General features: G+C 62.5%; 25 protein-coding genes. All 25 read right to left on the bottom strand.

The features are described 5' to 3' along the window. Positions 1-68 precede the first annotated feature (68 nt). Complete coding sequence (gene flhF / locus GST84_07705; protein ID XGB12253.1) at positions 69-1,376, bottom strand: flagellar biosynthesis protein FlhF; 1,308 nt, start codon at positions 1,374-1,376, stop codon at positions 69-71. A gap of 11 nt (positions 1,377-1,387) precedes the next feature. Then, positions 1,388-3,517 carry a flagellar biosynthesis protein FlhA gene (flhA, locus tag GST84_07700; protein ID XGB12252.1) on the bottom strand — a complete coding sequence of 710 codons (2,130 nt, stop codon included), beginning with the start codon at positions 3,515-3,517 and terminating at the stop codon, positions 1,388-1,390. A gap of 370 nt (positions 3,518-3,887) precedes the next feature. Beyond that, entirely contained in the window at positions 3,888-5,030 is a 1,143-nt protein-coding gene (gene flhB / locus GST84_07695) for a flagellar biosynthesis protein FlhB (protein ID XGB12251.1), read from the bottom strand. A gap of 2 nt (positions 5,031-5,032) precedes the next feature. Next, entirely contained in the window at positions 5,033-5,809 is a 777-nt protein-coding gene (gene fliR, locus GST84_07690) for a flagellar type III secretion system protein FliR (GenBank protein ID XGB12250.1), read from the bottom strand. 7 nt (positions 5,810-5,816) lie between these two features. Next, on the bottom strand, positions 5,817-6,086 hold the full coding sequence (gene fliQ / locus GST84_07685; protein ID XGB12249.1) for a flagellar biosynthesis protein FliQ: 270 nt from the start codon (positions 6,084-6,086) through the stop codon (positions 5,817-5,819). A gap of 21 nt (positions 6,087-6,107) precedes the next feature. Then, a complete protein-coding gene (gene fliP, locus GST84_07680; protein XGB12248.1) occupies positions 6,108-6,863 on the bottom strand; it encodes a flagellar type III secretion system pore protein FliP in 756 nt (251 codons plus the stop codon). Further along, entirely contained in the window at positions 6,863-7,309 is a 447-nt protein-coding gene (gene fliO / locus GST84_07675; GenBank protein ID XGB12247.1) for a flagellar biosynthetic protein FliO, read from the bottom strand. The genes fliP and fliO overlap by 1 nt, the downstream gene beginning before the upstream one ends. Then, positions 7,310-7,774, bottom strand: a complete 465-nt coding sequence (gene fliN / locus GST84_07670) for a flagellar motor switch protein FliN (GenBank protein XGB12246.1) — start codon at positions 7,772-7,774, stop codon at positions 7,310-7,312. It abuts the gene before it with no gap. Between the two features lie 47 nt (positions 7,775-7,821). Then, positions 7,822-8,790, bottom strand: a complete 969-nt coding sequence (gene fliM / locus GST84_07665) for a flagellar motor switch protein FliM (protein ID XGB12245.1) — start codon at positions 8,788-8,790, stop codon at positions 7,822-7,824. Between the two features lie 9 nt (positions 8,791-8,799). Further along, positions 8,800-9,297, bottom strand: a complete 498-nt coding sequence (fliL, locus tag GST84_07660) for a flagellar basal body-associated protein FliL (GenBank protein XGB12244.1) — start codon at positions 9,295-9,297, stop codon at positions 8,800-8,802. Between the two features lie 358 nt (positions 9,298-9,655). Next, complete coding sequence (locus GST84_07655; protein ID XGB12243.1) at positions 9,656-10,924, bottom strand: flagellar hook-length control protein FliK; 1,269 nt, start codon at positions 10,922-10,924, stop codon at positions 9,656-9,658. A gap of 70 nt (positions 10,925-10,994) precedes the next feature. Next, entirely contained in the window at positions 10,995-11,342 is a 348-nt protein-coding gene (locus tag GST84_07650; GenBank protein XGB12242.1) for an Hpt domain-containing protein, read from the bottom strand. Positions 11,343-11,390: 48 nt separating this feature from the next. Further along, positions 11,391-13,082 (bottom strand): SpoIIE family protein phosphatase, encoded by a 1,692-nt coding sequence (locus GST84_07645; protein ID XGB12241.1) that lies wholly within the window; start codon positions 13,080-13,082, stop codon positions 11,391-11,393. An 8-nt stretch (positions 13,083-13,090) separates the two neighbouring features. After that, positions 13,091-13,399 (bottom strand): STAS domain-containing protein, encoded by a 309-nt coding sequence (locus GST84_07640; protein ID XGB12240.1) that lies wholly within the window; start codon positions 13,397-13,399, stop codon positions 13,091-13,093. Positions 13,400-13,835: 436 nt separating this feature from the next. After that, positions 13,836-14,288 carry a flagella biosynthesis chaperone FliJ gene (fliJ, locus tag GST84_07635; protein XGB12239.1) on the bottom strand — a complete coding sequence of 151 codons (453 nt, stop codon included), beginning with the start codon at positions 14,286-14,288 and terminating at the stop codon, positions 13,836-13,838. 6 nt (positions 14,289-14,294) lie between these two features. Next, positions 14,295-15,650, bottom strand: a complete 1,356-nt coding sequence (fliI, locus tag GST84_07630) for a flagellar protein export ATPase FliI (protein ID XGB12238.1) — start codon at positions 15,648-15,650, stop codon at positions 14,295-14,297. After that, on the bottom strand, positions 15,640-16,434 hold the full coding sequence (gene fliH, locus GST84_07625) for a flagellar assembly protein FliH (protein ID XGB12237.1): 795 nt from the start codon (positions 16,432-16,434) through the stop codon (positions 15,640-15,642). The genes fliI and fliH overlap by 11 nt, the downstream gene beginning before the upstream one ends. A gap of 186 nt (positions 16,435-16,620) precedes the next feature. Continuing rightward, the gene (fliG, locus tag GST84_07620) at positions 16,621-17,640 is read right to left on the bottom strand and encodes a flagellar motor switch protein FliG (protein ID XGB12236.1); all 1,020 of its coding nucleotides are present in this window, start codon (positions 17,638-17,640) and stop codon (positions 16,621-16,623) included. Further along, the gene (gene fliF / locus GST84_07615) at positions 17,633-19,411 is read right to left on the bottom strand and encodes a flagellar basal body M-ring protein FliF (protein XGB12235.1); all 1,779 of its coding nucleotides are present in this window, start codon (positions 19,409-19,411) and stop codon (positions 17,633-17,635) included. The genes fliG and fliF overlap by 8 nt, the downstream gene beginning before the upstream one ends. A 15-nt stretch (positions 19,412-19,426) precedes the next feature. Continuing rightward, positions 19,427-19,759 carry a flagellar hook-basal body complex protein FliE gene (gene fliE / locus GST84_07610; GenBank protein XGB12234.1) on the bottom strand — a complete coding sequence of 111 codons (333 nt, stop codon included), beginning with the start codon at positions 19,757-19,759 and terminating at the stop codon, positions 19,427-19,429. Positions 19,760-19,992: 233 nt separating this feature from the next. Beyond that, positions 19,993-21,348 (bottom strand): response regulator, encoded by a 1,356-nt coding sequence (locus tag GST84_07605; protein ID XGB12233.1) that lies wholly within the window; start codon positions 21,346-21,348, stop codon positions 19,993-19,995. Beyond that, positions 21,348-22,565, bottom strand: coding sequence for a PAS domain-containing protein (locus tag GST84_07600; GenBank protein XGB12232.1), 1,218 nt, complete (start codon positions 22,563-22,565; stop codon positions 21,348-21,350). The genes GST84_07605 and GST84_07600 overlap by 1 nt, the downstream gene beginning before the upstream one ends. 840 nt (positions 22,566-23,405) lie before the next feature. Then, positions 23,406-24,881, bottom strand: a complete 1,476-nt coding sequence (locus GST84_07595; protein ID XGB12231.1) for an AAA domain-containing protein — start codon at positions 24,879-24,881, stop codon at positions 23,406-23,408. Between the two features lie 169 nt (positions 24,882-25,050). Further along, positions 25,051-25,347: a flagellar protein FliT gene (locus tag GST84_07590; protein ID XGB12230.1), complete on the bottom strand. Its 297-nt coding sequence runs from the start codon at positions 25,345-25,347 to the stop codon at positions 25,051-25,053. 14 nt (positions 25,348-25,361) lie between these two features. Continuing rightward, the gene (gene fliS, locus GST84_07585) at positions 25,362-25,757 is read right to left on the bottom strand and encodes a flagellar export chaperone FliS (GenBank protein ID XGB12229.1); all 396 of its coding nucleotides are present in this window, start codon (positions 25,755-25,757) and stop codon (positions 25,362-25,364) included. Positions 25,758-25,807: the final 50 nt, after the last annotated feature.

Raw genomic sequence — 25,807 nt, 5'->3', positions numbered from 1 at the left:
GGACTCAGGCCACACGTAGGGCAATTCTGCGTGCCCCTTGGCATAGCTACTTTGCACACGCTTCATGGTCAACCCGCTCGCCGTGGGTTGTGATAGAGATCAGCGAACATGTCGGCCATGGCCTCTTCGCTGGGCTCGTCCTGCTGCTGCACATTCACCGCGCGCGAAACCAACTGGTGGCCCCGCGGCAAGTGCAAGTCGTCAGGAATGCGTGGCCCATCGGTAAGATAGGCCACTGGCAGTTCATGACTGATGGCAAGACTCAACACATCGCCAAGGCTTGCCGTTTCATCGAGCTTGGTCAGGATGCAGCCGGCCAGGCCACAGCGTTTGTAGCTGTGGTAGGCGGCGGTCAGCACCTGCTTCTGGCTGGTGGTGGCCAGCACCAGATAGTTCTTCGCGGCAATGCCACGCCCGGCCAAGGTTTCCAGTTGCATGCGCAGCGCAGGGTCGCTGGCCTGCAGGCCGGCAGTATCGATCAGCACCACGCGCTTGCGCAGCAGAGGCTCCAGCGCTGCTGCCAGCGACTGGCCCGGGTCGACGTACGTCACCGGCACGTTGAGGATGCGGCCCAGGGTCTTGAGCTGCTCCTGGGCGCCGATACGGAAGCTGTCCATGCTCACCAGCGCCAGATTCTGCGCGCCGTACTTGAGCACGTAGCGCGCGGCCAGCTTGGCCAGGGTGGTGGTCTTGCCCATACCCGCCGGGCCGACCACGGCGATCACGCCGCCCTCTTCGATCGGCTCGATTTCAGGTATTTCGATCATCCGCGCCAAGTGAGCCAGCAGCATGCGCCAGGCCTGGCGCGGCTCTTCGATCTCGGCGGTCAGGTCCAGCAGCTCGCGGGCGATCGGCCCCGACAGGCCGATGCGTTGCAGGCGGCGCCAAATGTTGGCCTGCTGCGGCTTGCTGCCCTGCAGCTGATTCCAGGCCAGCGAACCGAGTTGCACTTCCAGCAACTCGCGCAGGCCCGACAGCTCGGAACGCATGGCATCGAACAGGCGCGGATCAACCGGTGCAGCAGCCGGTGCGGCAGCAGCCTCGGGGGCCTCGACATGCGGCTCGATCAACGGTTCGGCAGCGGTCAAAGATTGCCCGGCGAACAATTGACGGTTGTTGTCGCTGCTGTCCTGACGGTGGTCCAGCTCGGCCTGGGCACTGGCAATGCGCGTATGGGTCTTGCGCAGTTCTTCTTCCAGCTCGGCGTTGGGCACACGCGGGGCCAGGGCGGACAGCTTGTAGTCCAGCGCGGCCGTCAGTTCGACACCACCGGCAATGCGACGGTTGCCAATGATCGCGGCATCGGCGCCCAGCTCGTCACGGACCAGCTTCATGGCCTGACGCATATCGGCGGCGAAAAATCGCTTAACTTGCATTATCCCCTACCTCAGCCGTTAGGGCCCACGGTGGCAACGATGGTGACTTGCTTGTTGTCAGGTATTTCCTGATACGCCAGAACATGCAAATTCGGTACAGCCAGGCGACCGAAACGCGACAACATGGCGCGTATCGGGCCGGCGACCAAAAGGATGGCCGGCTGACCCTGCATTTCCTGGCGCTGGGCCGCCTCGATCAGCGAACGTTGCAGCTTCTCGGCCATGCTAGGTTCCAGAAGAACACCATCTTCCTGACCCTGCCCGGCCCTTTGCAGACTATTCAGCAAAATCTGTTCCAACCTTGGCTCCAGGGTAATCACTGGCAGCTCCGACTCAACGCCGACAATGCTTTGCACGATGGCACGACACAATCCGACGCGCACTGCCGCCACCAGTGCGGCGGTATCTTGACTCTTGCCAGCGTTGTTCGCGATGGCCTCGGCAATACTGCGAATATCGCGCACTGGCACCTGTTCAGACAACAGTGCTTGCAGCACCTTGAGCAGCCCCGACAAGGAAATGACACCCGGCACCAGCTCTTCTGCAAGTTTAGGCGATGCCTTGGCAAGTACTTGCAGCAGTTGCTGAACCTCTTCGTGACCGATCAGCTCGTGGCAATGTTTCTGCAGGATCTGGTTGAGGTGGGTGGCCACCACGGTGCTGGCATCGACCACGGTGTAGCCCAGCGACTGCGCCTGGGAACGCTGGCCAACATCGATCCACACCGCCTCCAGGCCAAACGCCGGATCGCGCGCGGCAATACCGTTCAGGGTGCCGAACACCTGCCCCGGGTTGATTGCCAGTTCGCGGTCCGGATAGATCTCCGCCTCGGCCAGAATCACCCCCATCAGGGTCAGGCGATAGGCGCTGGGTTGCAGGTCGAGGTTGTCACGAATGTGCACGGTGGGCATCAGGAAGCCCAGGTCCTGCGACAGCTTCTTGCGCACGCCCTTGATCCGCGCCAGCAGCTGGCCGCCTTGGTTGCGATCGACCAGCGGGATCAGCCGATAGCCAACCTCCAGGCCGATCATGTCGATGGGGGTGACGTCATCCCAACCCAGTTCCTTGGTTTCCAGCGCGCGCTGTGGCGAGGGCAGCAGGTCCTGCTGGCGCTGCGCCTCTTCCAGGGCTTTGACCTTGGCCTGCTGCTGTTTCTTCCACACCAGGTAGGCGCCCCCACCGGCCAGCAGGCCGAGACTGAGGAATGCCACGTGCGGCATGCCCGGCACCAGCCCCATGACAATCATCAACCCGCCAGACACTGCCAGGGCCTTGGGCGAATCGAACATCTGCCGATTGATCAGCTTGCCCATGTCCTCGGAGCCCGACGCGCGGGTCACCATGATCGCGGCGGCGGTGGACAGCAGCAGTGATGGCAATTGCGCCACCAAACCGTCACCGATGGTCAGCAAGGCGTACACCTTGCCGGCCTCCGTGAAACTCATGCCGTGCTGCATCATGCCGATCAATATGCCGCCGATCAGGTTGATGAACAGGATCAGCAAGCCGGCGATGGCATCACCGCGCACGAACTTGCTGGCACCGTCCATCGAACCGTAGAACTCGGCCTCCTGCGCCACCTCGGCACGGCGGTGCTTGGCCTGGGCCTGATCGATCAGGCCGGCATTGAGGTCGGCGTCGATGGCCATCTGCTTGCCGGGCATGGCGTCGAGGGTGAAACGCGCACTCACTTCCGAGATACGCCCGGCCCCCTTGGTCACCACCACGAAGTTGATGATCATGAGGATGGCGAACACGACTGCACCGACCACGTAGTTACCGCCGATCACCACCTCACCGAAGGCCTGGATCACTTTACCGGCAGCGCCGTGGCCCTCCTGGCCATGCAGCATGACCACACGGGTGGACGCCACGTTCAGAGCCAGGCGCAACAAAGTGGCCACCAGCAGGATGGTGGGGAACGCGGCAAAGTCGAGCGGGCGCAGGGCGTATACACACACCAGCAGCACCACGATCGACAGGGCGATGTTGAAGGTGAAGAACACGTCGAGCAGGAACGGCGGTATCGGCAACATCATCATTGCCAACATCACCAGCAGCAGCAGCGGCACACCCAGGTTGCCCCGGCCGAGCCCGGCCAGGTTGTTACGGGCGTTGCTGATTAACTGAGTGCGATCCACCGCGAGTCCTCTTGATGCAAAACTTTGACGCCCAGGGGGCGCCTGGGCGTGGCTCTGCAAGAAGCCTTCCAACTTTTTGGTTTGGGCGTTCGCCGTGGTTTTTTGGTGTCGGTGAGATAGAGCGCCGCCCGCGCGGCGCATCGCGAGCTGCGCTCGCTCCTACGTTTGTTTCGGGCCAATTATTTCTGTGGGATTCGCGCGCGAACGCCTTGGCGTATGCCGAGATATTACGTCGTACCAACAAGGCGGTCGCGCGCGCCTGTCACAGGCATGACTGGCCTGAAACAAACGTAGGAGCGAGCGCAGCTCGCGATGCGCCGCGCGGGCGGCGCTCTATCTCACCGGCACCAAAAAACCTACGCCGGACACATCAACTGTCACGCCGCAAATCCGGCGGGATCGGCAGGTCGTCCTTCAGCGGCTCTGGCCGCTTGCCCTTGCCAGCCCGGTACTGCCGAATCTGGAACACATACGCCAACACCTGGGCCACCGCCAGGTACAAGCCAGCAGGGATTTCCTGCTCAATTTCGGTGGAGTAATAAATCGCCCGCGCCAGCGCTGGCGATTCGAGGATCTGGATCTTGTGCTCCACGCCAATCTCGCGGATCTTCAAGGCAATGAAGTCAGTCCCCTTGGCCAGCAACAGTGGGGCCACCCCACCCTTCTCCGGGTCGTACTGCAAAGCCACCGCATAATGCGTCGGGTTGGTGATGATCACGTCGGCATCCGGCACCGCCGCCATCATGCGCCGCTGCGAAACCTCGCGCTGCAGTTGGCGGATACGCTGCTTGACCTCGGGTTTACCTTCGGTGTCCTTGTACTCGTCACGCACCTCCTGCTTGGTCATCTTCAGCTTGTTGTGCGCCTGCCACAACTGGAACGGCACGTCGGCCGCCGCAATCAACAGCAGCCCGGCCGACATCCACAACGCACTCCAGCCCACCACCTGCAGGCTATGGATGATCGCCTGCTCCAACGGCTCATTGGCGATGGCGAGAAGCGCCTGACGATCATTGACCAGCACCACTACCGCCACGACCAGAATCACGAGAAATTTCGCGAATGCTTTCAAGAGTTCGGTCAGGGCATTCATCGAGAACATGCGCTTGATCCCCGACAAGGGATTCATGCGGCTGAATTTGGGCTGCAGCAGGCTGCCGGAAAACAGGAAACCGCCCAGGACTATCGGCGCGACGAAGGAAATCACGAACAACAGGATCAATATCGGCTGCACCGCCCAGATGGCCATCTTGCCCGAGGCCAGCAGGAAAGCCCCCATGGCGCGCTCATCGACGATGAAGTCGCGGGTCAGGCTGAAGTTCATGCGCATGATCGCCAGCAGCGTCTCGGCCAGGTGGCCGCCAAACGCCAACAGGCCACCGGCACCGGCCAAGGTCACCGCCACCGTGTTCAGCTCCTTGGAACGCGCGATCTCGCCTTTCTCGCGAGCATCGCGCTTGCGCTTGTCGGTGGGCTCCTCTGTCTTGTCCTGACCGCTTTCGCTTTCCGCCATGTTCAGCGCGCCCTCGCCAGTTCACGCAGCCATTGCAGCGCTTCGCTGGCCAATGCCTGGTAATGGGAAAGTATATCGGCAAGCCCGACCCAAAAAATGAACATGCCCATGACCAGGGTCAGCGGAAAACCAATGGAGAAAATGTTCAGCTGCGGCGCGGCACGCGTCATTACGCCAAAGGCGATATTCACCACCAACAGTGCGGCAATTGCCGGCAGGATCAGCAGGAGACCGGCACCGAACACCCAGCCGAGGCGCCCCGCCAGCTCCCAGAACTGATTGACCACCAACGCATTGCCCACCGGCAAGGTGGTGAAGCTTTCGGTCAGCACCTCGAACGCTACCAGATGGCCGTTCATCAGCAGGAACAGCACGCTTACCAACATGGTCATGAACTGACTGATAACCGCGACGTTGACGCCGTTGGCCGGGTCGACCATCGATGCGAACGCCATGCCCATCTGCACCGCGACGACCTGGCCAGCGATCACGAAAGCCTGGAACAACAACTGCAATGACAATCCGAACAAGGCCCCGACGATGACCTGCTCGGCACACAGCAGCAGGCCGCGCAGGCTCAACGGGGCGAACTCGGGCAAGGGTGGCAGAGCCGGGACGATCACCACGGTGATAGCCACCGCCACATACAATCGCACCCGCGCCGGCAGCATGCGGGTGCCAAAGATCGGCATAGTCATCAGCACCGCCGTCACCCGGAACAACGGCAAGATGAAGGTGGCGACCCAGGTGCCGATCTGCGTATCGGTCAGTTCCAGCATCGGCGCGTCAACCGATCAACTGCGGGATGCTGGTGTAGAGACTGACGAAGTACTCCATGAACTTCTGCACCAGCCACGGCCCGGCGACGATCAGTGTGACCAGCATCACCAGCAGGCGCGGCAAAAAGCTCAGCGTCTGTTCGTTGATCTGCGTGGCGGCCTGGAACATCGCCACCACCAAACCCACCAGCAGGCTCGGCACTACCAGTATGGCGACCATCAGGGTGGTCAGCCATAACGCATCACGAAACAGGTCGACAGCGACTTCAGGTGTCATCGGCGGCTCTCCTTGACGGCGTCAGACGCCGCCGAAACTGCTGGCCAGGGTGCCCATGATCAGCGCCCAACCATCCACCAGCACGAACAGCATGATCTTGAACGGCAGCGAGATGATCAGCGGCGACAGCATCATCATACCCATGGCCATCAGCACACTGGCCACGACCATGTCGATGATCAGGAACGGGATAAAGATCATGAAACCGATCTGGAACGCGGTCTTCAGCTCGGAGGTGACGAACGCCGGCACCAGGATGGTCAGCGGCACCTGGTCGGGGCCAGCGATGTCGGTACGCTTGGACAAGCGCATGAACAGGTCAAGGTCGCTTTGCCGGGTTTGCGCCAACATGAAGTCCTTGAGCGGCCCCTGGGCCTTGTCGATAGCCTGCTGGGCAGTCATCTGCTCCTTCAGGTACGGCTGCAGCGCGTCCTGGTTCACCCGATCGAACACCGGGGCCATGATGAACATGGTCAGGAACAGCGCCATGCCGGTCAACAGCTGGTTGGACGGTGTCTGCTGCAGGCCCAGGGCCTGGCGCAGGATCGAGAACACGATGATGATGCGGGTAAAGCTGGTCATCAGGATGACGAACGCCGGGATGAAGCTCAGCGCGGTCATGATCAGCAGGATTTGCAGGCTGACCGAATATTCCTGCTGCCCGTCCGGGGTGTTGGACAGGGTAATGGCCGGAATCGACAGCGGGTCGGCCGCCAGGGCCAGCGGCGCTGCCAGCAGCAGCGCCAGAGTCAACAACGTACGCAGCGCGCCGCTCATCACTTGTTGTCCTTAGGGTCCTTGCCCATCAGCTCCATCAGCCGCTGGGCAAACTCCGGCGTCGCCTGACGGACGCTTGCCGGCACTTCCACGGGTTCGGCCAGTACGTGCAGCGCCTCGATACTGCCGGGGGTATGGCCGATCAGGATCTGCTCCTTGCCCACCTGCACCAGCAGCAGGCGGTCACGCGGGCCGATGGCACGGCTGCCGACGATCTCGATCACCTGCCCACCCTTCACTGCGGTGCTCTGCAGGCGCCGCAGCAGCCAGGCCAGGAAGAAGATCAGGCCCACCACCAGCAGCAGGCCCAGGACCATCTGCGCCAGCTGCCCGCCGAGACTGCCAGGTTGAGCCGCCGGGGTGGCCGCTGGCGTGGCCGCGGCCATGCAGACGTGGCTGGCGAACAGCGCCGCAACTGCGGCGATGGCGCGCATCGTGCCCTTCACTCAGCGCAGCTTCTTGATACGTTCGCTGGGGCTGATCACGTCGGTCAGGCGGATGCCAAACTTTTCGTTGACCACAACCACTTCGCCATGGGCGATCAGCGTGCCGTTGACCAGCACGTCGAGCGGCTCGCCGGCCAGGCGGTCGAGCTCGATCACCGAGCCTTGGTTGAGCTGCAGCAGGTTGCGGATGTTGATCTCGGTGCTGCCCACCTCCATGGAAATGTTCACCGGGATGTCCAGGATCACGTCCAGGTTCGGGCCTTCGAGGCTGACATTTTCGTTCGGCTTGGGCGAGCTGGCGAATTCTTCCATCGGCAGGCGGCCAGGGCCGCTGCTGCCGGTGTCCCCGCCCAGCAGTGCATCGATGTCGGCCTGCCCGGCTGAACCGGTTTCTTCCAACGCTGCGGCCCACTCATCGGCCAGTGCCTGGTCCTCTGGGGAGGTGATCTCGTTTTCGTTAGCCATGATTTCCTCGACAGGCATTCAATTCGTTGTAAGCGACCGGCACACCGTCAGCGGCGTTCGATCGGGTCGATGATCTGCAGGGCAAGGTTGCCCTTGTGCGAGCCCAGCCGCGCCTTGAACGCGGGCACCCCGTTAGCGCGCAGCACCAGGTGCTCGGGCAGCTCGACCGGGATCACGTCACCCGGCTGCATGTGCAAGATGTCGCGCAGCTTCAGCTGGCGCCGGGCGACCGTTGCGCTCATTGGCACGGCCACGTCAAGCACGTCCTCGCGCAGGGCCTTGACCCAGCGCTCGTCCTGGTCGTCCAGGTCCGACTGGAAACCGGCATCGAGCATTTCCCGCACCGGCTCGATCATCGAGTACGGCATGGTCACGTGCAGATCGCCGCCACCGCCGTCCAGTTCGATGTGGAAGGTGGACACCACCACCGCCTCGCTGGGGCCGACAATGTTGGCCATGGCCGGGTTGACCTCGGAGTTCATGTACTCGAAGGTGACCGGCATGATCGCCTGCCAGGCTTCCTTGAGGTCGACGAAACACTGGTCCAGCACCATGCGCACCACGCGCAGTTCGGTCGGGGTGAACTCACGCCCCTCGATCTTGGCGTGGCGGCCATCGCCCCCAAAGAAGTTGTCCACCAGCTTGAACACCAGCTTGGCGTCAAGGATGAACAGCGAGGTGCCGCGTAGCGGCTTGATCTTGACCAGGTTGAGGCTGGTTGGCACGTACAGCGAATGCACGTATTCGCCAAACTTCATTACCTGCACGCCACCCACGGCCACGTCTGCGGAGCGGCGTAGCAGGTTGAACATGCTGATACGGGTGTAGCGGGCGAAGCGCTCGTTGATCATTTCCAGGGTCGGCATGCGACCCCGTACGATCCGATCCTGGCTGGTCAGGTCGTAGCTTTTGATGCTGCCAGGCTCGGATGCACTCTCGGTCTGCACCAGACCGTCGTCGACGCCGTGCAACAGGGCATCAATTTCATCCTGGGACAGCAGGTCCTGTACGGCCATTGCGGACTCCTACTGCAATACGAAATTGGTGAACAGCAACTGGTCAACGACCGGCTTGCCGACTTCCTTCTGCGCCACTTCCTGGACCACCGCGGTGGCCTTCTGGCGCAACATCTCCTGCCCTACCGGGCTGCTGGCAAGGGTGTCGAACCCTTGCCCGGAGAACATCATCACCAGGTTGTTGCGGATCACCGGCATGTGCACCTTGAGCGCATCCAGGTCGGCCTGGTTACGCGCCTGCAGGGTGATGCTCAACTGCATGTAGCGCTGACGGCCGTTCTGGTTGAAGTTGACCACGAAGGCCGGGGTCAGCGCTTCGTAGATCGCCGCTGGCTTGACGTTGCTGGCCGCTGCCTCGGTAGCAGGAGCCGGCTCGCTCTTGTGCATGATGAACCAGGTAGCGCCCACCGAAAGGCCGATCGCCAGCAACAGGCCTACGACGGCCAGCAGGATCAGTTTGAGTTTGCCTTTAGTGGCGGGGTCTTTGACTGCTTCGCTCTTCGCCATGCCAATAATCCGTCGTCCATCGGGGGTTCAAGGGAGGATGGCTTGGCTTGAGCAAGTGTTATGCCAGAATTTGGCTTGAGGGATTTTGCGCTTGCGAGATCGAGCGCCGCCCGCGCGGCGCATCGCGAGCTGCGCTCGCTCCTACGTTTGTTTCGGGCCAATTATTCCCATGGGATTTGCGCGCGAACGCCTTGGCGTAGGCCGAGATATCACGTCGTATCAACAAGACGGTCGCGCGCGCCTGTCACAGGCATGACTGGCCTGAAACAAACGTAGGAGCGAGCGCAGCTCGCGATGCGCCGCGCGGGCGGCGCTCGATCTCACTGCCCCCCCAAAAAACAACGCCATGCACCAGACATCAGGCGTAATAATCGACCGCACTGTCGCCGACAACCACCTGCTGCTCCAAAGGCCGGGTGCTATCGACCGCCTCGGTTCCGCCCTGCTCGGCACGGCGCGCCGCCACTCCGGACAGGCTGCTGCCCTGCGCCTGCCCCTGCTGCTGCTGTTGCTGCCCGCGCGACTGGTCAGCCACGTTGACATCCGGCTGCGCCAGTCCCTGCTGGGCAAACAGTTCTCGCAGGCGGTGCAACTGGCTGTCGAGGGCATCACGTACGCCGGCGTGGCCGCTGATGAAGGTGACCTGGGTAGCCTGGTCCGCCGCAACATTGACGCGAATATCGAGGCGACCGAGCTCTGCCGGCTCCAGCTGGATATCAGCCGACTTGAGGTTCTGGCTGGACAAGTACATGACCCGGTTGACCAGGCCCTCGGCCCAAGCATTCTGGTTCATTGGCAATGGCTGGTGTAGCGGACTCGCATTGGCCGGGACGGCGTTGGCGGTCTTGGCGGTGGCCGCCTGGGTCAGGCTGGCCAGGCGGTTGGCAAAATCATCGATCCGGGTGTCGCTGCTGGCGCTCTTGGTGTCCTTCAGGCCGTCTTCAAGCAAGGCACCAAAGGCCTTGTCACCGGATTCGGCGCTTTCGCCCTCGGTATTCTCGACCAGATTCGCCAAGGTATTGACGGCTGCCCGCCCATCCTCGGCCTGAGCCTGGGCAGCATCAAGGGCATGAGCCGAGGTGCCACCCTTGGCCTGGGCACTGTGCTCCAGCGCCAGGCGCAAGGTCGGCAGGTTGGCCAGGGGGTCGGCATCCGGGTCGAAGGCCTCCTCGGCAGATGCCTCTTCAGGCAGTGCGGCGGCGACCTGGGTTTGCGCCGTGGCCGCCTGCAGCACTGGCGCCACCGCCTCGGCCTGCGCCTGGATCAGTTGCGCGCCGGGCTGGGCATCAGTGACCTGACCGGCCACCAGGCTGGCATCATGCACACTCGTATCGGCCTGGGCCGAATCATCCTCTGGCAACTTTTTGCCGTCCTCGGCAACTGCAGCGTTGCCAGCCGGGTCTTTCTTGCCGCCCGTTGCCGCATCAGGCTTGTCCTTGGGCTTGGCCTGAACGCCCTTGTCATCCTGCCCGGCAACCTTGTCGCGACCCTGCCTGGCCATCATCTGGCCAAAAGCATCGCCCTTGTCGCCCAGCGCCTGAAGCGGTTTGTCCGCCTGCACGGTGGCCGAACGCGAGGTTTTGGCAATGGCATTGGCTTGCAACAAAGGGTTGGGTGCGACAGGCATCGAGCGGTCTCCGCGCCAGAAACAGAAATCATCCTGGCAGAGACACGCAAGACTCGCGCCAACTCGCTTATCAGCCTGCGGAAATACGCTGCTGCTCACCACGGTAAAAGTGCCGCACCACGACGAATTCCATGTCGATGCGGCTGATCAAGTCTTCAATACCGTACAAAGGGGGCCGCCGCGCGCGCTCTTCGAGCTGCTGACACAGGCTGGCCAAGGCCACAGCGCCCATGTTGCTGCTGCTACCCTTGAAACTGTGAGCCGCTGCACCAAGCTCCTCGGCGCTTTTGGCCGCGTGCAACTGCCCAAGACGCCGTTCTGAGTCATCGAGAAAAGTCTGCACCAACTGCAGGTAGCCATCTTCCATGACCTCACGCAGGTCACTGAGTACCTTGTGGTCAATATGCATGTCAGTCACTTGTTCACTCCTTGATCAAGCCAGATTATGCCCGAGCCAACCAGTGGCTCACCATACGAACTCCACATGCGCGCAACGCCCGCCCTCACTCCAGCGCGCCTCACTGGCCAGCTGCCGAACCAGATTCAGACCGCGACCGCTCAGCCCCTGACCCAGCGAAGGCCGCGCAAGTACCCGCTGCACGTCGAAGCCGGCACCGCTGTCGCGCACCTCAATTATCAGGCGCCCACCGCCGTCATGCGGTTCAACCTTGAAATCAATGCTTACAAAGCCTTCGGTCAGCGAGCCCAGGCGCCGGGCGCGCTCCTGATAGTAGTCGGTAAAGCCTTGCACATCGCGCTTGAGCTGTGAGTCCAGGCCCAGCACACCATGCTCCAGCGCATTGGAATACAACTCGCTAAGCACACTGTGCAGGTTGCCGATACGCGCGCGCAGGCTGTGAATTTCCTGCAACAACTGCACCAGGTACGGCACAGGGTTGAAGCGCTTCAGGCTTTCGCCGCGCACCTCGAAGCCCAGCGACCAGTCCAGCGGGCTGGAGCGGCCACTGTCAGAGTAGATCATCGGTGCCGGCACCCGCTCATCGGCAGTGAACATGCGAATATCGCACAAGCTGATGTCATCTCGTGGCTGCCCACCAAAACGTTCCAGGGCCAACATCAGTTCATCGAACAACTGCACAGGGTCGCGGTTTTCGGCCAGCACGGCACGCAGGCGATGCACGCCAAACAGGCGTTCGTGTTCGTCGGCGGTATCGAGCACACCGTCTGACAGCAGCAACAGGCGCTCGCCCGGTGCCAGCGGCAACACCTCAGTGCTGTCATCGAAACGCTCAGCGGCCAGGATGCCCAGCGGCAGGTGCCGCGAACTCAGTGCCGACAGCACCTGGCCATCCACCGACAGGCGATAGCCATCGGGCATGCCGCCATTCCAGACCTCCACCAAGCCGCGCTGCATGCTGAGGTTGAGCAGCAGCGCACAGCAGAACATGTCTACCGGCAGGATGCGCTTGAGCTTGGCATTCATCTCGCGCAGGATCTGCGTCATGCTGCAGCCCTTGGCGGTCATGCCGTAGAACACCTCAGCCATCGGCATGGCGCCGACCGCTGCCGGCAGGCCGTGACCGGTGAAATCGCCGAGCAGCACACGCATGTCGCCGGCCGGGGTAAATGCCGCCAGCATCAGGTCGCCATTGAACAGCGCGTAAGGCGATTGCAGGTAGCGAATGTTGGGCGCAGAAAGGCATCCAGAGTGGGCCACTTTGTCGAACACCGCCTTGGCCACCCGCTGCTCGTTAAGCAGATGATGGTGATGCCGTGTGATCTGATCGCGCTGCGCCAACACGGTAGCCTGCAACCGGCGCAGACGGTCCATGGCGCGAATCTTGGCAGCGAGGATCACCGCGCTGTAGGGCTTGGCCATGAAATCATCGCCACCCGCCTCAAGGCAACGCACCAGGCCTTCTTCTTCATTCAGCGACGTCAGGAAAATGATCGGCACCAGCGCTTCGCCAGCCAATGCCTTGATCTGCCGCGCCGCCTCGAAGCCATCCATGACCGGCATCAGGGCGTCCAGCAGCACCAGCTGAGGGCGCCGCTCGATGAACAGCGCTACCGCTTGCTCGCCGTTCTCTGCGGTGAATACCTGATGACCCTGGCGGCGCACGATCTGCGCAAGCAGAAGGCGATCGACAGCACTGTCTTCGGCGACCAGCACGGTCAGCGCCTGTTCGGCCGGCATGTCGGCGCTCAACTACTGATATCGAAGAGTTTTTCGAAATTGGAGATGGCGAGAATCTTGCGCACGTCGGAGCTGGCATGCACTACCCGCACATCCGACTCGTCACCGCCCGCGTGGTCGCGCAGCAACAGCAGCATGCCAAGCGCAGAGCTGTCGAGGTAGGTGGTGTCCTTCAGGTCGACGACGACCGAATCCGGCCGCTTGGGCTGGCGCTCGTAGGCGTCGCGGAACTCTTGGTGCTTGCCGAAATCGAAGCGCCCTTTGATCTTGATGGTCAGCTTTTTCCCGTCCTGCGAAAAATCAGTCTCGACTGCCATGCTAGCGATTCCTTCGATGATGGCGGATGCAACTGTTTAAGGTTTAGCAGGCGATGGTAGGGGTGGCAAGTGTTCAGCATGGGGCCTGCGGTGCTCATGAGATCGAGCGCCGCCCGCGCGGCGCATCGCGAGCTGCGCTCGCTCCTACATTTGTTTCGGGCCAGTTATTCCTATGGGATTTGCGCGCGAACGCCTTGGCGCATGGCGCATTATCACGTCGTACAAACAAGGCGGTCGCGCGCGCCTGCAACAGGCGTGACTGGCCCGAAACAAACGTAGGAGCGAGCGCAGCTCGCGATGCGCCGCGCGGGCGGCGCTCGATCTCACAGACACTGCAAGACCTGCGACAAACACTTACAAATGGCTCTTGCCGCGGCAAACGCTACGTCAAACACCTACAAATGGCTCTTGCCGCGGCAAACGCTACGTCAAACACCTACAAATGGCTCTGCCGCGGCAAACGCTGCGACAGCTCATCCAGCAAGTGCTGCTCACGCTTGTCTTCAGCACGCCGGGCCTCGTCCTGGTAGCGCTGCACCAGCTTGCGCAAACCCTCCACCCGGGCATAGGCCTGCTGCCAGGTACCACGTGCATTATTGAGGTTGTTCTGGTGCCAGACCAGGCTCTGACGCTGCTGGGTCATGGCCGTTTCCAGCTGCCCGAGAAAACGCTGGTAATTGACCAGCCAGCTACCATTGACCCCTTGCCCGCCGCGGTTGATCCACTGCAGCTGGTAATCCTCGCGAAAGCGCTCCAGCTCGGCCAGCTTGGCCTGGGCCGTGGCCACCTGCTGCTGAAAATGGCCAAGACGCTGAGCGGCCTTGCGCTCGGCCTCTTCGGCCATGTCCACCACCGGCGCCAGGCGCGCGGCACGTCCAGGCTGCGCCATGGCTTATCAACCTGCCGGGGGCGTGAAAATCGCCCCCAGCTGCTCGCGGCTCTGCGCCATGCCCACGTCCTCGCGCAGGCCCTGACGCAGGAACTCAACCAGCTTCGATTGCAACGCAATGGCCAGGTCGGTCTCCGGATCACCGCCGGCCACATAGGCACCCACGCTGATCAGGTCGCGGCTTTGTGACAGACGCGACCACAGTTGCTTGAACTTCTGCGCCTGGCGCAAGTGGTCGGCATCGACCACTTGGGGCATGACCCGGCTGATCGAGGCTTCGATGTCGATGGCCGGGTAATGGCCCTCCTCAGCCAACCGACGCGACAGCACAAAGTGGCCGTCGAGCACGCCCCGCGCCGAGTCGGCGATCGGGTCTTGCTGGTCGTCGCCTTCGGACAACACGGTATAGAACGCAGTGATCGAACCACCGCCGGGTTCGCCATTGCCTGCCCGCTCCACCAGTTTGGGCAGTTTGGCAAACACCGATGGCGGGTAGCCCCGGGTGGCTGGCGGCTCGCCGATGGCCAGGGCAATCTCCCGCTGAGCCTGGGCGAAGCGGGTCAAGGAGTCCATCAGCAAGAGCACATTCTTGCCTTTGTCGCGGAAGTACTCGGCAATGCGAGTGCAATACATGGCGGCACGCAGGCGCATCAGCGGCGCGTCGTCTGCCGGCGACGCCACCACCACCGAGCGCTTGAGGCCCTCTTCACCGAGGATGTGCTCAATGAACTCCTTCACCTCGCGCCCCCGCTCACCGATCAGACCGACCACGATGATTTCGGCTTCGGTGAAGCGGGTCATCATGCCCAGCAGCACCGATTTACCCACCCCGGTACCGGCAAACAGGCCTAGCCGCTGGCCACGGCCGACGGTAAGCAGGCCGTTGATACTGCGAATGCCCACATCCAACGGCTTGCTGATAGGGTCGCGGTTGAGCGGGTTGATCACCGGACCATCCATCGGCACCCAGTCCTCGGCCTTCATCCCGCCCTTGCCATCTAGCGCACGGCCGGCGCCGTCGAGCACCCGGCCCAGCATGCTCATGCCCATCGGCAAGCGGCCGCTGTCATCCAGCGGAACTACGCGTGCCCCCGGAGCAATACCGACGATGCTGCCCACCGGCATCAGAAACACCTTGGGCCCGGCAAAGCCCATGACTTCGGCCTCAACCTGCACCGGGTGATAACTGTCATCGTTGATCACCAGGCAGCGGCTGCCCACTGCAGCGCGCAGGCCTTCGGCTTCCAGGGTGAGGCCGACCATACGCAGCAAGCGGCCTTCGACGATGGGCTGGGACGGCAGCGCGATGGCCTCGGCGTAGGTGCCCAGGCGCTTGCCGAAACTGGTACGTTCAAGGTGCATCGGGGTTGTCCACGGCACGCTCGACCGGCGCGCCCAGGTCTATCGCCATGTCTGGCGCCGCCGGGTGCAGGGAATGGTCGTGCAACTGGTCGAACAACTGCGCCACCGCTTTTTCAATACGCGTTTCCATGGTGGCATCGATACGGCTGTGGGCCGTCTCGATGCGGCAACCACCCGGCAGCAATGCGCTGTCTTCCAGCAGCCGCCAGTTCTCCTCATGGCGTTCGCGCAGGGCCTTGGCCAGCTCGAAATCCTGCGGGTTGAGGTGGATGCGGATATTGTCCGCGCCCATGGGCAGCAGCTTGAGCGCTTCGCGCAGCACCTGAGTGATCTGACTGGAATCGTTGCGCAGCTCGCGGCCAATCACCTGGCGAGCCATGTGCGCCACCAGGTGCACCAGGCTTTTCTCGATCTGCGTGTCCTGCTCGGCGATCGGCTCCATCAGGTTGGCCATCAGCAGTTCGAGGCTGTCCAGCTTGGCCTTCAGGGCCTCTTCGGCCTCCTGGCGAACCTTGAGCTGGGTGCTGTGGAAGCCCTCGCGCTCACCGGTGGCGAAGCCCTCGTTGTAGGCCTCCTGCCGGATGGCCTCGAGCTCTTCCAGAGTCAGTGGCTGGACTTCTTCCAGCGGCACTTCCTCGACTTCTTCCGCGATGACCTCGGGCTCCGCCTCTGGCTCGGGCTCTGGCTCGGGTTCCGGGTCGAAGCTTGGCAGCGTCCACACGTCCACGCCCTCGAGGTCGCGGGCGCGGATCAGGTCGCTGGGGTGGTGTTCTTTGGTGGACATGTTTTCAGGTACTCAATCCATGTTCAGCCAACGCACACTCGCTCAATAAGATTGAACTGACGTGCACGCTGTGGGAACGGGCTTGCCCGCGAACACGGGCAAAGCCCGTGCCATCCACCGCAGCGCCTGCTTCGCGGGCCAGCCCGCTCCCACAGGGTCAACGGCGGGCTTGCCGCCGTTATAAGATCAGATCATTTCCTCGGCGCCCTTGCCGCCGAGGACGATCTCGCCGGCCTCGGCCATACGCCGGGCAATGGTGAGGATTTCTTTCTGCGCGGTTTCCACGTCGCTGACCCGTACCGGCCCTTTGGCCTCCAGGTCGTCGCGCAGCAGCTCCGAAGCACGTTTGGACATGTTCTTGAAGATCTTGTCCTTGACCCGCTCGTCGGCGCCCTTGAGCGACACCACCAACACGTCGGAGGACACTTCGCGCAACAGCGCCTGGATGCCCCGGTCGTCGACATCGGCCAGGTTGTTGAAGACGAACATCAAGTCTTCGATCTGCTCCGACAGGTCGCTGTCGATTTCGCGGATCGCGTCCATCAGTGCACCTTCCACCGAGCTGTCGAGGAAGTTCATGATGTCGGCAGCACGCTTGATACCACCCAAGGTGGTGCGGGCGGCATTGGAGTTGCCCGAGAACTGCTTCTCGAGGATCTGGTTCAGCTCCTTCAGCGCCGCCGGCTGTACGGTGTTCAGCGATGACACGCGCAAGACGATGTCAAGGCGCACCTTGTGGTCGAAATTGCTCAGCACTTCACCGGCCTGGTCGGGGTCGAGGTAGGCGACGACGATGGCCTGGATCTGTGGGTGCTCGTAGCGGATCACGTCGGCAACGGCGCGCGGCTCCATCCACTTGAGGCTGTCCAGGCCGCTGGTGTTGCCACCGAGCAGGATGCGGTCGACCAGGCCGTTGGCCTTGTCCTCGCCCAGGGCCTGGTTGAGCATCTTGCGGATATAGGCATCGGAGCCCACGCCCAGGCTGGTCTGGTCGCCGACGATTTCGACGAACTCGCTCATCACCTGTTCGACCTGGTCACGGTGCACATTGCCCATCTGCGCCATGGCCACACCCACCCGTTGCACTTCTTTGGGCCCCATGTGCCGCAGCACCTGGGCGGCGTCGGTCTCGCCCAGCGAAAGCAGGAGGATCGCCGCCTTGTCGACGCGGCTCAGCTTGGCGGTAACGGCTCGGTTATCACTCATCGGCGTTGATCCACTCTTTCACGACCTGGGCAACGCGGCCCGGGTCTTCGGCCACCAGGCCTTTGATTGCGTTGAGCTGTGCCTCGTAACCCTCGCTCGGGCTAGGCAGCAGAATGCTTGTCGGGCCACCCAGACTGACGCGGTCGTTGGCCAGTTCGCCATCCAGACCCATCATGCCGCCCAGCTCCATGTCGCTGTCCGGGGCAGCCTGCTTGCCGCCCCCGGTAATGTTGTTCAGCACCGGCCGCAGCACACCGAACACCAGCACCAGGATGAACACCACGCCCAGCACCTGCTTGACGATATCCCAGAACCACGGCTGCTGGTAGAAGGCGATGTCGGCGATTTCCTCGCCACGGTCGGCGGCGAACGGCACGTTGATCACCGTCACGCTGTCGCCACGGCTGGCATCGAAGCCGACGGCGTCCTGCACCAGGCGGGTAAAGCGCGCCAAGTCCTCCGCGCCCCATGGCGCTCGAGTGGCATCGCCAGTGGCCGGGTCGACCTTGACCTGGTCGTCCACCACCACCGCTACCGACAGGCGGGTCATGCGCCCCTGCTGCTGGCGAGTGTGGCTGATGGAACGGTCCAGCTCGAAGTTCTTGGTGCTTTGCTGACGTTTATCTGACGGGTATGGCGCGAGCATCGGCTGGCCGGTGGCCGGGTCCATGATCTGCTGGCCATTGGCATCCACCAGCGGCTGGCCAGGCTGAATGGCAGCAGCCGGGGTAGCCGCGCCACCGGTGGTCTGCGGTGCCGAAGCGGCGCCTGGCGGCTGGTTGCTCAGTGCGCCAGGCACGCCTTGCGGACCTTGGCTGCTGGCACGTTGCTCGTCAACCGACTGCTCGCTGCGCAACGCCGGCTGGTCGGGATTGAACTGTTCGGAGGTGGACTCGACCGCGCTGAAGTCAAGGTCGGCGGACACTTCAGCCTTGTAGCGATCGTTGCCCAGCACCGGCTGCAGGATATTGTGCACGCGCTGGGTGAGCATGCTTTCCACCCGGCGGCTGTAGTCGAACTGCTTCCCGGCCTGGGTCAGCGCGGAATCCTGAATCTGATCGGACAGCAGGTTGCCCTTCTGGTCGACGACGGTGACCTGGGATTTGTCCAGTTCCGGCACGCTGGTGGCGACCAGGTTGACAATCGCCATCACCTGCCCGGCTTCCAGCGCGCGGCCTGGGTACAGCTCGACCAGTACCGAGGCGCTGGGCTTGCGTTCATCACGCACGAACACCGAGCTTTTCGGAATGGCCAGGTGCACGCGCGCGCCCTTGACGTTGTTGAGGCTGGAAATGGTACGGGCCAGTTCGCCTTCCAGGCTGCGGCGGTAACGGGTGGCTTCCATGAACTGGCTGGTGCCCAGGCCCTGCTCCTTGTCGAGCAGCTCGAAGCCGACATTGCCGTCGCTCGGCGCCACACCGGCGGCTGCCAGTTTCAGGCGCGCACGGGAGAGGTCGTCGGCCTTGACCAGCAGGGCCCCCGAGTTGGGCTCCACGTTATAGGGGATGTCAGCAGCGGCCAGGGTGTCCATGACCTGCTTGGTGTCCATGCCCGACAGGCTGCCGTACAACGGACGGTAATCGGGTTGTTGCGACCACAACACCACGGCAAAGCCGATGGCCACGCTGGCCGCCAGGCCGACCAAGAGGCCGATCTGGCGCAGCATGGGCATCTGCGAGATATTTTCCAGAAACGCCATGCCAAACAGCGGCGGCTTGGCCGCTGGCGAGCCAGCCTTGGCGGGGGCGTTTTCGACGACTGCTTCAGCCATGGGTTACATCCGTCCTCAAACCGGCATCTGCATGATGTCCTGATACGCCTGGACCAGCTTGTTGCGTACCTGGGTCAAGGCTTGCATCGACACGCTGGCCTTTTGCGAAGCGATCATCACGTCAGTCAGGTCGACGCCGCTCTTGCCGATTTCGAACGCGTTGGCCAGCTGGGTCGAAGCCTGCTGCGTCTCATGCACCTTGCCGATGGCCTGGCCGAGCATGTCGGCGAAGGTACTTTGCCCTGGCGCCAGCTCGGGGGCGGCGGTTGCCTTGGGCAGCGACATGGCATCGGCCTGCATGGCCCGCATGTCCAACATCAGACGATTGAATTCAACACCTTGGCTCATGACCCTTCTCTCTCCTGCGGCCGCATTTTTTTGACAGTCATGCGGCGAATGACCTACGTAAAGCAACAAAGGTGCCAGCCTTGCCAATCAGATCCCATGTGAAACGTGCGCCGTGGGAGCGGGCACGCCCGCGAACACCGGCGCAGCCGGTGCCAGCCACCGCGCCGGATTCTTCGCGGGCCTGCCGCTCCAATAGAGGCCCCGTGGTGCTCAACCATTCAGTTGGGTGCCAGTCAGCCGAACAGACTGGCCTCGACGTCAAACCCGGCATCGCGCATCTGTGCCAGCTTGTAGCGCAACGTCCGCGGGCTGATGCCCAAGCGTTCGGCCGCCTCTTTGCGGCGGCCGCGCTCAGCACGCAGGGTGTCGATGATCATCTGGTACTCGTGCCGACGCATGTCATCGCCCAGCCCGCCGGCTTCGGCCGTCACGTCAGGTGATGGCTCGATGCTATCTGACAATGGAATGGCGCCCGCCAGACAAAAATCCGCCGCCTCGATCACTCCACCCTGCTGCAGGATCAGCGCCCGCTGCAGAGCGTTGTCCAGCTCGCGAACGTTGCCCGGCCAGGCATAGGCCTGCAGGCAGGCCCGCGCCTGCGGCGACAGACGCACCGGGGCATGCTTCATCTTGACCACATGCCGCGCCAGCAGGCGCTCAGCCAGCTGCAGGATATCGCCCGGCCGCTCACGCAGCGGGCGCCAGGCCAGCGGGAACACTGATAGACGGTAGTACAGGTCTTCGCGGAAGCGCCCGGCCGCCACTTCGCCGGCCAGGTCGCGGTTGGTGGTGGCCAGCACCCGAATATCCAGGCTGATCGGCTTGCGCCCGCCTACCCGCTCCACCTCGCGCTCCTGCAGCACACGCAGCAGCTTGGCCTGCAAGGCCATGGGCATTTCCGAGATTTCGTCGAGCAGCAGAGTACCGCCTTCGGCCTGCTCGAACTTGCCAGCCTGAGCAGCGATAGCGCCGGTGAAGGCGCCCTTCTCGTGGCCGAACAGGGTGGCCTCAAGCATGTTGTCGGGGATCGCCGCGCAGTTGATGGCCACGAAGGGTTGCGTGGCACGCTGCGACTGCTGGTGAATGTAGCGCGCCAGCACTTCCTTGCCAGTACCGGACTCGCCGGAAATCAGCACGGTCGAGTCACTGCGCGCCACACGGGCCGCCAGTTCCAGCAACTGGCGACTGGCCGGCTCGCAGGCCACCGGCCCCTCATCGCCGGTGACCCGCCCGGCGGCATGCTGCTCCACGAGGCTGAGCAGCGCCTTGGGCTCGAACGGCTTGACCAGGTAGTCAGCGGCGCCTTGGCGCATGGCCTCGACCGCACGTTCGACAGCGGCATGCGCCGTCATCAACAGCACCGGCAACTGTGGTTGCTGGCGGCGCAGCTGGCTGAGCAACTGGTGCCCGTCCATGCCGGGCATGTTGACGTCACTGACCACCAGGCTGAAAGCGTCGTCCACCAAGGCCTCCAGCGCTTCTTCGGCACTGCCCACCGCCTGATAGGCGAAACCGCCGATTTCCAGGGTATCGCCCAGCGCCTGGCGCAATACGCGGTCATCCTCGACCAGCAGCACCTTGATTGCCATTACACCCCCTCCGCCAATTGCCCGTCGATCAATGGCAACTCTACCCGCACGCAGGTACCACGGCCGACTTTCGAGCGCAGGTTGATCGTACCCTGATGCGCACGCACCACCGCCTTGACCACGGCCAGGCCCAGGCCGGTACCGGTGGCTTTGGTGGTGAGGAACGGCTCGCCCAAACGGCCGAGCAAGCCTGCATCGATGCCGCTGCCGGCATCGCTGATGCACAGGTGCAAGCTACGTTCGCGGCGATACAGGTGCACCTTCAGCCGTGCCGGGCCATCGCTGGCCTGCAGGGCATTTTCAATCAGGTTGAGCAAAGCGCCGACCAAGGTGTCGCGGTTGCACAGCAATTCACCCAGATGGCTGTCGCACTGCCAGCGCACGGCGTGCCCCTGCACATGCGCCTGGGCCGCCTGCTGCAGGGCCTGGAACAGCGCTTTAGGGGTCACCCGATCCCCCAGTGGCAACTCGCCACGGGCAAACACCAGCATGTCGCGCACCTGGTGCTCCAGTTCGTGCAGGCGTTCCTTCAAGGTCGCTGCGAAACGCAGGCGGGTTTCCGCGCTCAGCGCTTGCTCGCTATCGGCCAGGTGGCTGGCATACAGCATGGCTGCCGACAGCGGTGTGCGGATCTGGTGGGCCAGCGAGGCAACCATGCGCCCCAAGGACGACAGGCGCTCGTGGCGAGCCAGTTGATCCTGGAGGCGACGGGTTTCAGTCAGGTCGTTGAGCAGCACCAACTGGCCAGGCTCGGCATCCAGCGAGCGGGTGGCGATGGACAGACGGCGACCGTCGCGCAGCGAGACTTCGTGGCCGTCGTCCTTGCGCGGAGCAAAACTACGGGCGATCACCTGGCGCCACAATTGGCCGATCAGAGGTTCGCCGAGCAACTCGCAGGCGGCCGGGTTGGCTTCGCGCACCAGGCCTTGACCATCGATCACGATCACCCCACCGGGAAGCAAGTCCAGCAGATTTTGCAGGCGGTTGGCCAAGCGTTCCTTTTCGCTCAGTTCTTCGATGCGCTGGGCGCTGACCACCGCCAGCTCGCCCTTCAGTTCACTGACCCGGGCTTCGAGCAGGCTGTAGGACTGGCTCAGCTGGCTGGACACCTGATTGAACAGGGCAAAGGCTTGCGCGATACCCTGGCCGCTGTCCTGCGCGACCGGGGTTTGCCCCTGCTGATCGGGGGCTCGGGATACGTGGGCGGCCTGGGGCATCTTGCTCTCTCGCGTGGCTGACCGTCATAAAAACGGTGTGGTGCCAGCGGTGTAGCAATAGCCGTGCCGGAGATAGGGATTTGGGTTTGACGTGGGATTGCTTCAAGGCTGAGAAGTGTTCGCCTTGAGATTGGTTGTGCCTGGGAGATCGAGCGCCGCCCGCGCGGCGCATCGCGAGCTGCGCTCGCTCCTACGTTTGTTTCGGGCCAATCATTCCTGTTCCATTTGCGCGCGAACGCCTTGGCGCATGGCGCAATATCACCTTGTACAAACAAGCATCGCGAGCTGCGCTCGCTCCTACGCTTGTTTCGGGCCAATCATTCCTGTGCCATTTGCGCGCGAACGCCTTGGCGCATGGCGCAATATCACCTTGTACAAACAAGCATCGCGAGCTGCGCTCGCTCCTACGCTTGTTTCGGGCCAATCATTCCTGTGCCATTTGCGCGCGAACGCCTTGGCGCATGGCGCAATATCACCTTGTACAAACAAGCATCGCGAGCTGCGCTCGCTCCTACGCTTGTTTCGGGCCAATCATTCCTGTGCCATTTGCGCGCGAACGCCTTGGCGCATGGCGCAATATCACGTTGTACAAACAAGCATCGCGAGCTGCGCTCGCTCCTACGCTTGTTTCGGGCCAATCATTCCTGTGCCATTTGCGCGCGAACGCCTTGGCGCATGGCGCAATATCACGTTGTACAAACAAGGCGGTCGCGCGTGCCTGTCACAGGCGTTACTGGCCTGAAACAAACGTAGGAGCGAGCAAAGCTCGCGATGCGCCGCGCGGGCGGCGCTCGATCTGCGCCCAAACGCAAAACCCGAGACAAACACCCCGCCCAAACATCAATCTTCCGCCTGTTCCTCACCGCCCTGGCGGCTCATGCCGTACTTGCGCATTTTCTCGACCAGGGTGGTACGGCGAATACGCAAACGTTCAGCCGCGCGCGCAACGATACCGTTGGCATCGTCCAGGGCCTGCTGGATCAGCCCCTGCTCCAGGCTACCCAGGTAGTCCTTGAGGTCCAGGCCTTCGGGCGGCAGCATGGCGTGGTTGCTGAAGTTTGGTGTGTGGCCATTGATCGCCACGCGCTCTTCAAGGTCGCTGCGCAGGCTGTCGACCATCTGCTCGTCTTCGTCATCGACGTAGCGGAATTTCTTTGGCAATTCCGACACGCCAATGACCCCGTACGGGTGCATGATCGCCATGCGCTCGACCAGGTTGGCCAGCTCGCGCACGTTGCCCGGCCAGCCATGACGACACAGCGACATGATCGAGGCGGAATTGAAGCGAATGGAACCACGCTTCTCGTGCTCCATGCGCGAAATCAGCTCGTTCATCAACAACGGGATGTCTTCCACGCGCTCACGCAGCGGTGCCATTTCGATGGGGAACACATTCAGGCGGTAGTACAGGTCTTCACGGAACGTGCCGTCCTCGATCATGGTTTCGAGGTTCTTGTGCGTCGCAGCGATGATGCGCACGTCGATGCTCTGGGTCTTGTTGCTACCCACACGCTCGAAGGTACGTTCCTGCAGCACACGCAGCAGCTTGACCTGCATTGGCAACGGCATGTCACCGATTTCGTCGAGGAACAGGGTACCGCCGTTGGCCAGCTCGAAACGCCCGGCACGGCTGGTGATGGCCCCGGTAAAGGCCCCCTTCTCGTGGCCGAAGAGTTCGCTTTCCAGCAGCTCGGCCGGGATCGCACCACAATTGACTGGCACGAACGGCGCTTCGCGACGTTTGGAATGGTAGTGAAGGTTGCGGGCCACCACTTCCTTGCCGGTACCCGACTCGCCCAGGATCAGCACGCTGGCGTCGGTATCCGCCACTTGCTGCATCATCTGCCGTACGTGCTGGATGGCACGACTGGTGCCGACCAGGCTGCGGAACAGATTGGGCTCGCGCTGACGACCGCGCTCGCGTGCCTGGTCATACATTTCGCGGTAGACCTGGGCACGGTGCAGCGAATCCAGCAACTGGCTATAGCTTGGCGGCATTTCCAGGTTGGAAAGCACCCGACGGCGAAGGTCTTCCGGGAACTCCGCAGAAGAAATTTCACCTAAAAGCAGAACCGGAAGGAACTCATCCCAGGTAGCCACTGTCTTAAGCAAGCCAAGCAGATTGCCCGGAGCATTCACGGTGCCGATGAGCACGCACAGCACTTCGCGGCTCGAGGACAATGGCTCAACAACCTGCTGCCAGTCATGGCTGGCACATGCGAGGTTTTCTTCGCCGAGGAAGTTCAGCACCACCGCAAGGTCGCGGCGGCGCGCGCTGTCGTCATCGATCAGCAGAATCTTGGTTTCACGCCACATGCAATAGCAACTTCCCTAGTCATATCGGCGCCCTGCGGGGGCGTGCTCGACATCATTCCGACTGAATGGTCAGTGTTCGGACGTCTGAAATTCGAAAACAGCCACTAGTAAAGTCAAAAAACACCGATCAGTCAAATTAATGGCGCACGGCTTTTTGCAACAACGGTGGTCAGGTGAACAAATGGTATACCTTTGCCGCGTTCTTCGCCTGACGGATTTTCGTCATTTCATCGACCAAGGATTGACGTTCACCACTTGCAACCTCGATTAGTTGGCGGTACACGACCAGCAATTGCTCGAGACTGGCACTGACATCCGCCTCATTGCCTTTGGCTTCGGACACCATGTCACCGATGCGCAAGCGACATTCCAGGTCCAACTCCCCCACCGCTTCCCAGTCGCGGTCAGCCAGCGCTGCCAGCAGCATGTCCCGGGTCTGTTCGATTCGGGCGATTACTTCGCTCATGTCATGCTCCTTTATCAGGAAGCCGACGACTGATCGCCGATTGCATCCCAACCTTCCTTCACAGTGATCAGAAGGCGCGCGACCTCGTCGATGATGGTCGGGTCGCCTTTGACGTTGGCCTCGATCAAGCGACGGCTCATATACATGTACAAGCTGTCCAGCTCGGCCAGGCTTTCAGCATGGTTTTCCAGGTCCAGGCCTTCACGCAGGCCGCCGATGATGTCGATGGCCTTGCCGATGAGGATGCCCCTCTGCGCGATGTCGTTGCGAGCAATGGCACCCTTGGCCTGCGCCATGCGATCAAGGCCGCCCTGCATGAGCATCTGCACCAGGCGGTGCGGGCTGGCTTCGGAGGTCTGCGCTGCGCCGTTGACTTTCTGGTACTGCCGAAGGGCCAACATCGGGTTCATGGATCTGCCTCGTTGCTGCGGTAAAAATTTGCTTGTACCTGCTGTATCGC

Origin of the sequence: Pseudomonas putida (assembly GCA_041879295.1) — a bacterium.
Taxonomy (GTDB): domain Bacteria; phylum Pseudomonadota; class Gammaproteobacteria; order Pseudomonadales; family Pseudomonadaceae; genus Aquipseudomonas; species Aquipseudomonas putida_Y.
The sequence above is the reverse complement of the archived record's forward strand: the minus strand, read 5'-3'. Positions and strand labels throughout refer to the sequence as shown.

Excerpts from the sequence above, each read along its gene's own strand:
- GST84_07605 (XGB12233.1), bottom strand. The coding sequence starts at position 21,348 with ATGGCAATCAAGGTGCTGCTGGTCGAGGATGACCGCGTATTGCGCCAG.
- fliJ (XGB12239.1), bottom strand. The coding sequence starts at position 14,288 with ATGGCGCAGCCTGGACGTGCCGCGCGCCTGGCGCCGGTGGTGGACATG.
- fliH (XGB12237.1), bottom strand. The coding sequence starts at position 16,434 with ATGTCCACCAAAGAACACCACCCCAGCGACCTGATCCGCGCCCGCGAC.
- GST84_07600 (XGB12232.1), bottom strand. The coding sequence starts at position 22,565 with ATGCCCCAGGCCGCCCACGTATCCCGAGCCCCCGATCAGCAGGGGCAA.
- fliE (XGB12234.1), bottom strand. The coding sequence starts at position 19,759 with ATGAGCCAAGGTGTTGAATTCAATCGTCTGATGTTGGACATGCGGGCC.
- fliR (XGB12250.1), bottom strand. The coding sequence starts at position 5,809 with ATGCTGGAACTGACCGATACGCAGATCGGCACCTGGGTCGCCACCTTC.
- fliI (XGB12238.1), bottom strand. The coding sequence starts at position 15,650 with ATGCACCTTGAACGTACCAGTTTCGGCAAGCGCCTGGGCACCTACGCC.
- GST84_07640 (XGB12240.1), bottom strand. The coding sequence starts at position 13,399 with ATGGCAGTCGAGACTGATTTTTCGCAGGACGGGAAAAAGCTGACCATC.
- fliN (XGB12246.1), bottom strand. The coding sequence starts at position 7,774 with ATGGCTAACGAAAACGAGATCACCTCCCCAGAGGACCAGGCACTGGCC.
- fliL (XGB12244.1), bottom strand. The coding sequence starts at position 9,297 with ATGGCGAAGAGCGAAGCAGTCAAAGACCCCGCCACTAAAGGCAAACTC.
- fliG (XGB12236.1), bottom strand. The coding sequence starts at position 17,640 with ATGAGTGATAACCGAGCCGTTACCGCCAAGCTGAGCCGCGTCGACAAG.
- fliP (XGB12248.1), bottom strand. The coding sequence starts at position 6,863 with ATGAGCGGCGCGCTGCGTACGTTGTTGACTCTGGCGCTGCTGCTGGCA.
- GST84_07590 (XGB12230.1), bottom strand. The coding sequence starts at position 25,347 with ATGAGCGAAGTAATCGCCCGAATCGAACAGACCCGGGACATGCTGCTG.
- flhB (XGB12251.1), bottom strand. The coding sequence starts at position 5,030 with ATGGCGGAAAGCGAAAGCGGTCAGGACAAGACAGAGGAGCCCACCGAC.
- GST84_07645 (XGB12241.1), bottom strand. The coding sequence starts at position 13,082 with ATGCCGGCCGAACAGGCGCTGACCGTGCTGGTCGCCGAAGACAGTGCT.
- fliS (XGB12229.1), bottom strand. The coding sequence starts at position 25,757 with ATGAACCCGATGTTGGCCCTTCGGCAGTACCAGAAAGTCAACGGCGCA.
- GST84_07655 (XGB12243.1), bottom strand. The coding sequence starts at position 10,924 with ATGCCTGTCGCACCCAACCCTTTGTTGCAAGCCAATGCCATTGCCAAA.
- fliQ (XGB12249.1), bottom strand. The coding sequence starts at position 6,086 with ATGACACCTGAAGTCGCTGTCGACCTGTTTCGTGATGCGTTATGGCTG.
- GST84_07595 (XGB12231.1), bottom strand. The coding sequence starts at position 24,881 with ATGTGGCGTGAAACCAAGATTCTGCTGATCGATGACGACAGCGCGCGC.
- fliM (XGB12245.1), bottom strand. The coding sequence starts at position 8,790 with ATGGCCGTACAGGACCTGCTGTCCCAGGATGAAATTGATGCCCTGTTG.
- fliF (XGB12235.1), bottom strand. The coding sequence starts at position 19,411 with ATGGCTGAAGCAGTCGTCGAAAACGCCCCCGCCAAGGCTGGCTCGCCA.
- flhF (XGB12253.1), bottom strand. The coding sequence starts at position 1,376 with ATGCAAGTTAAGCGATTTTTCGCCGCCGATATGCGTCAGGCCATGAAG.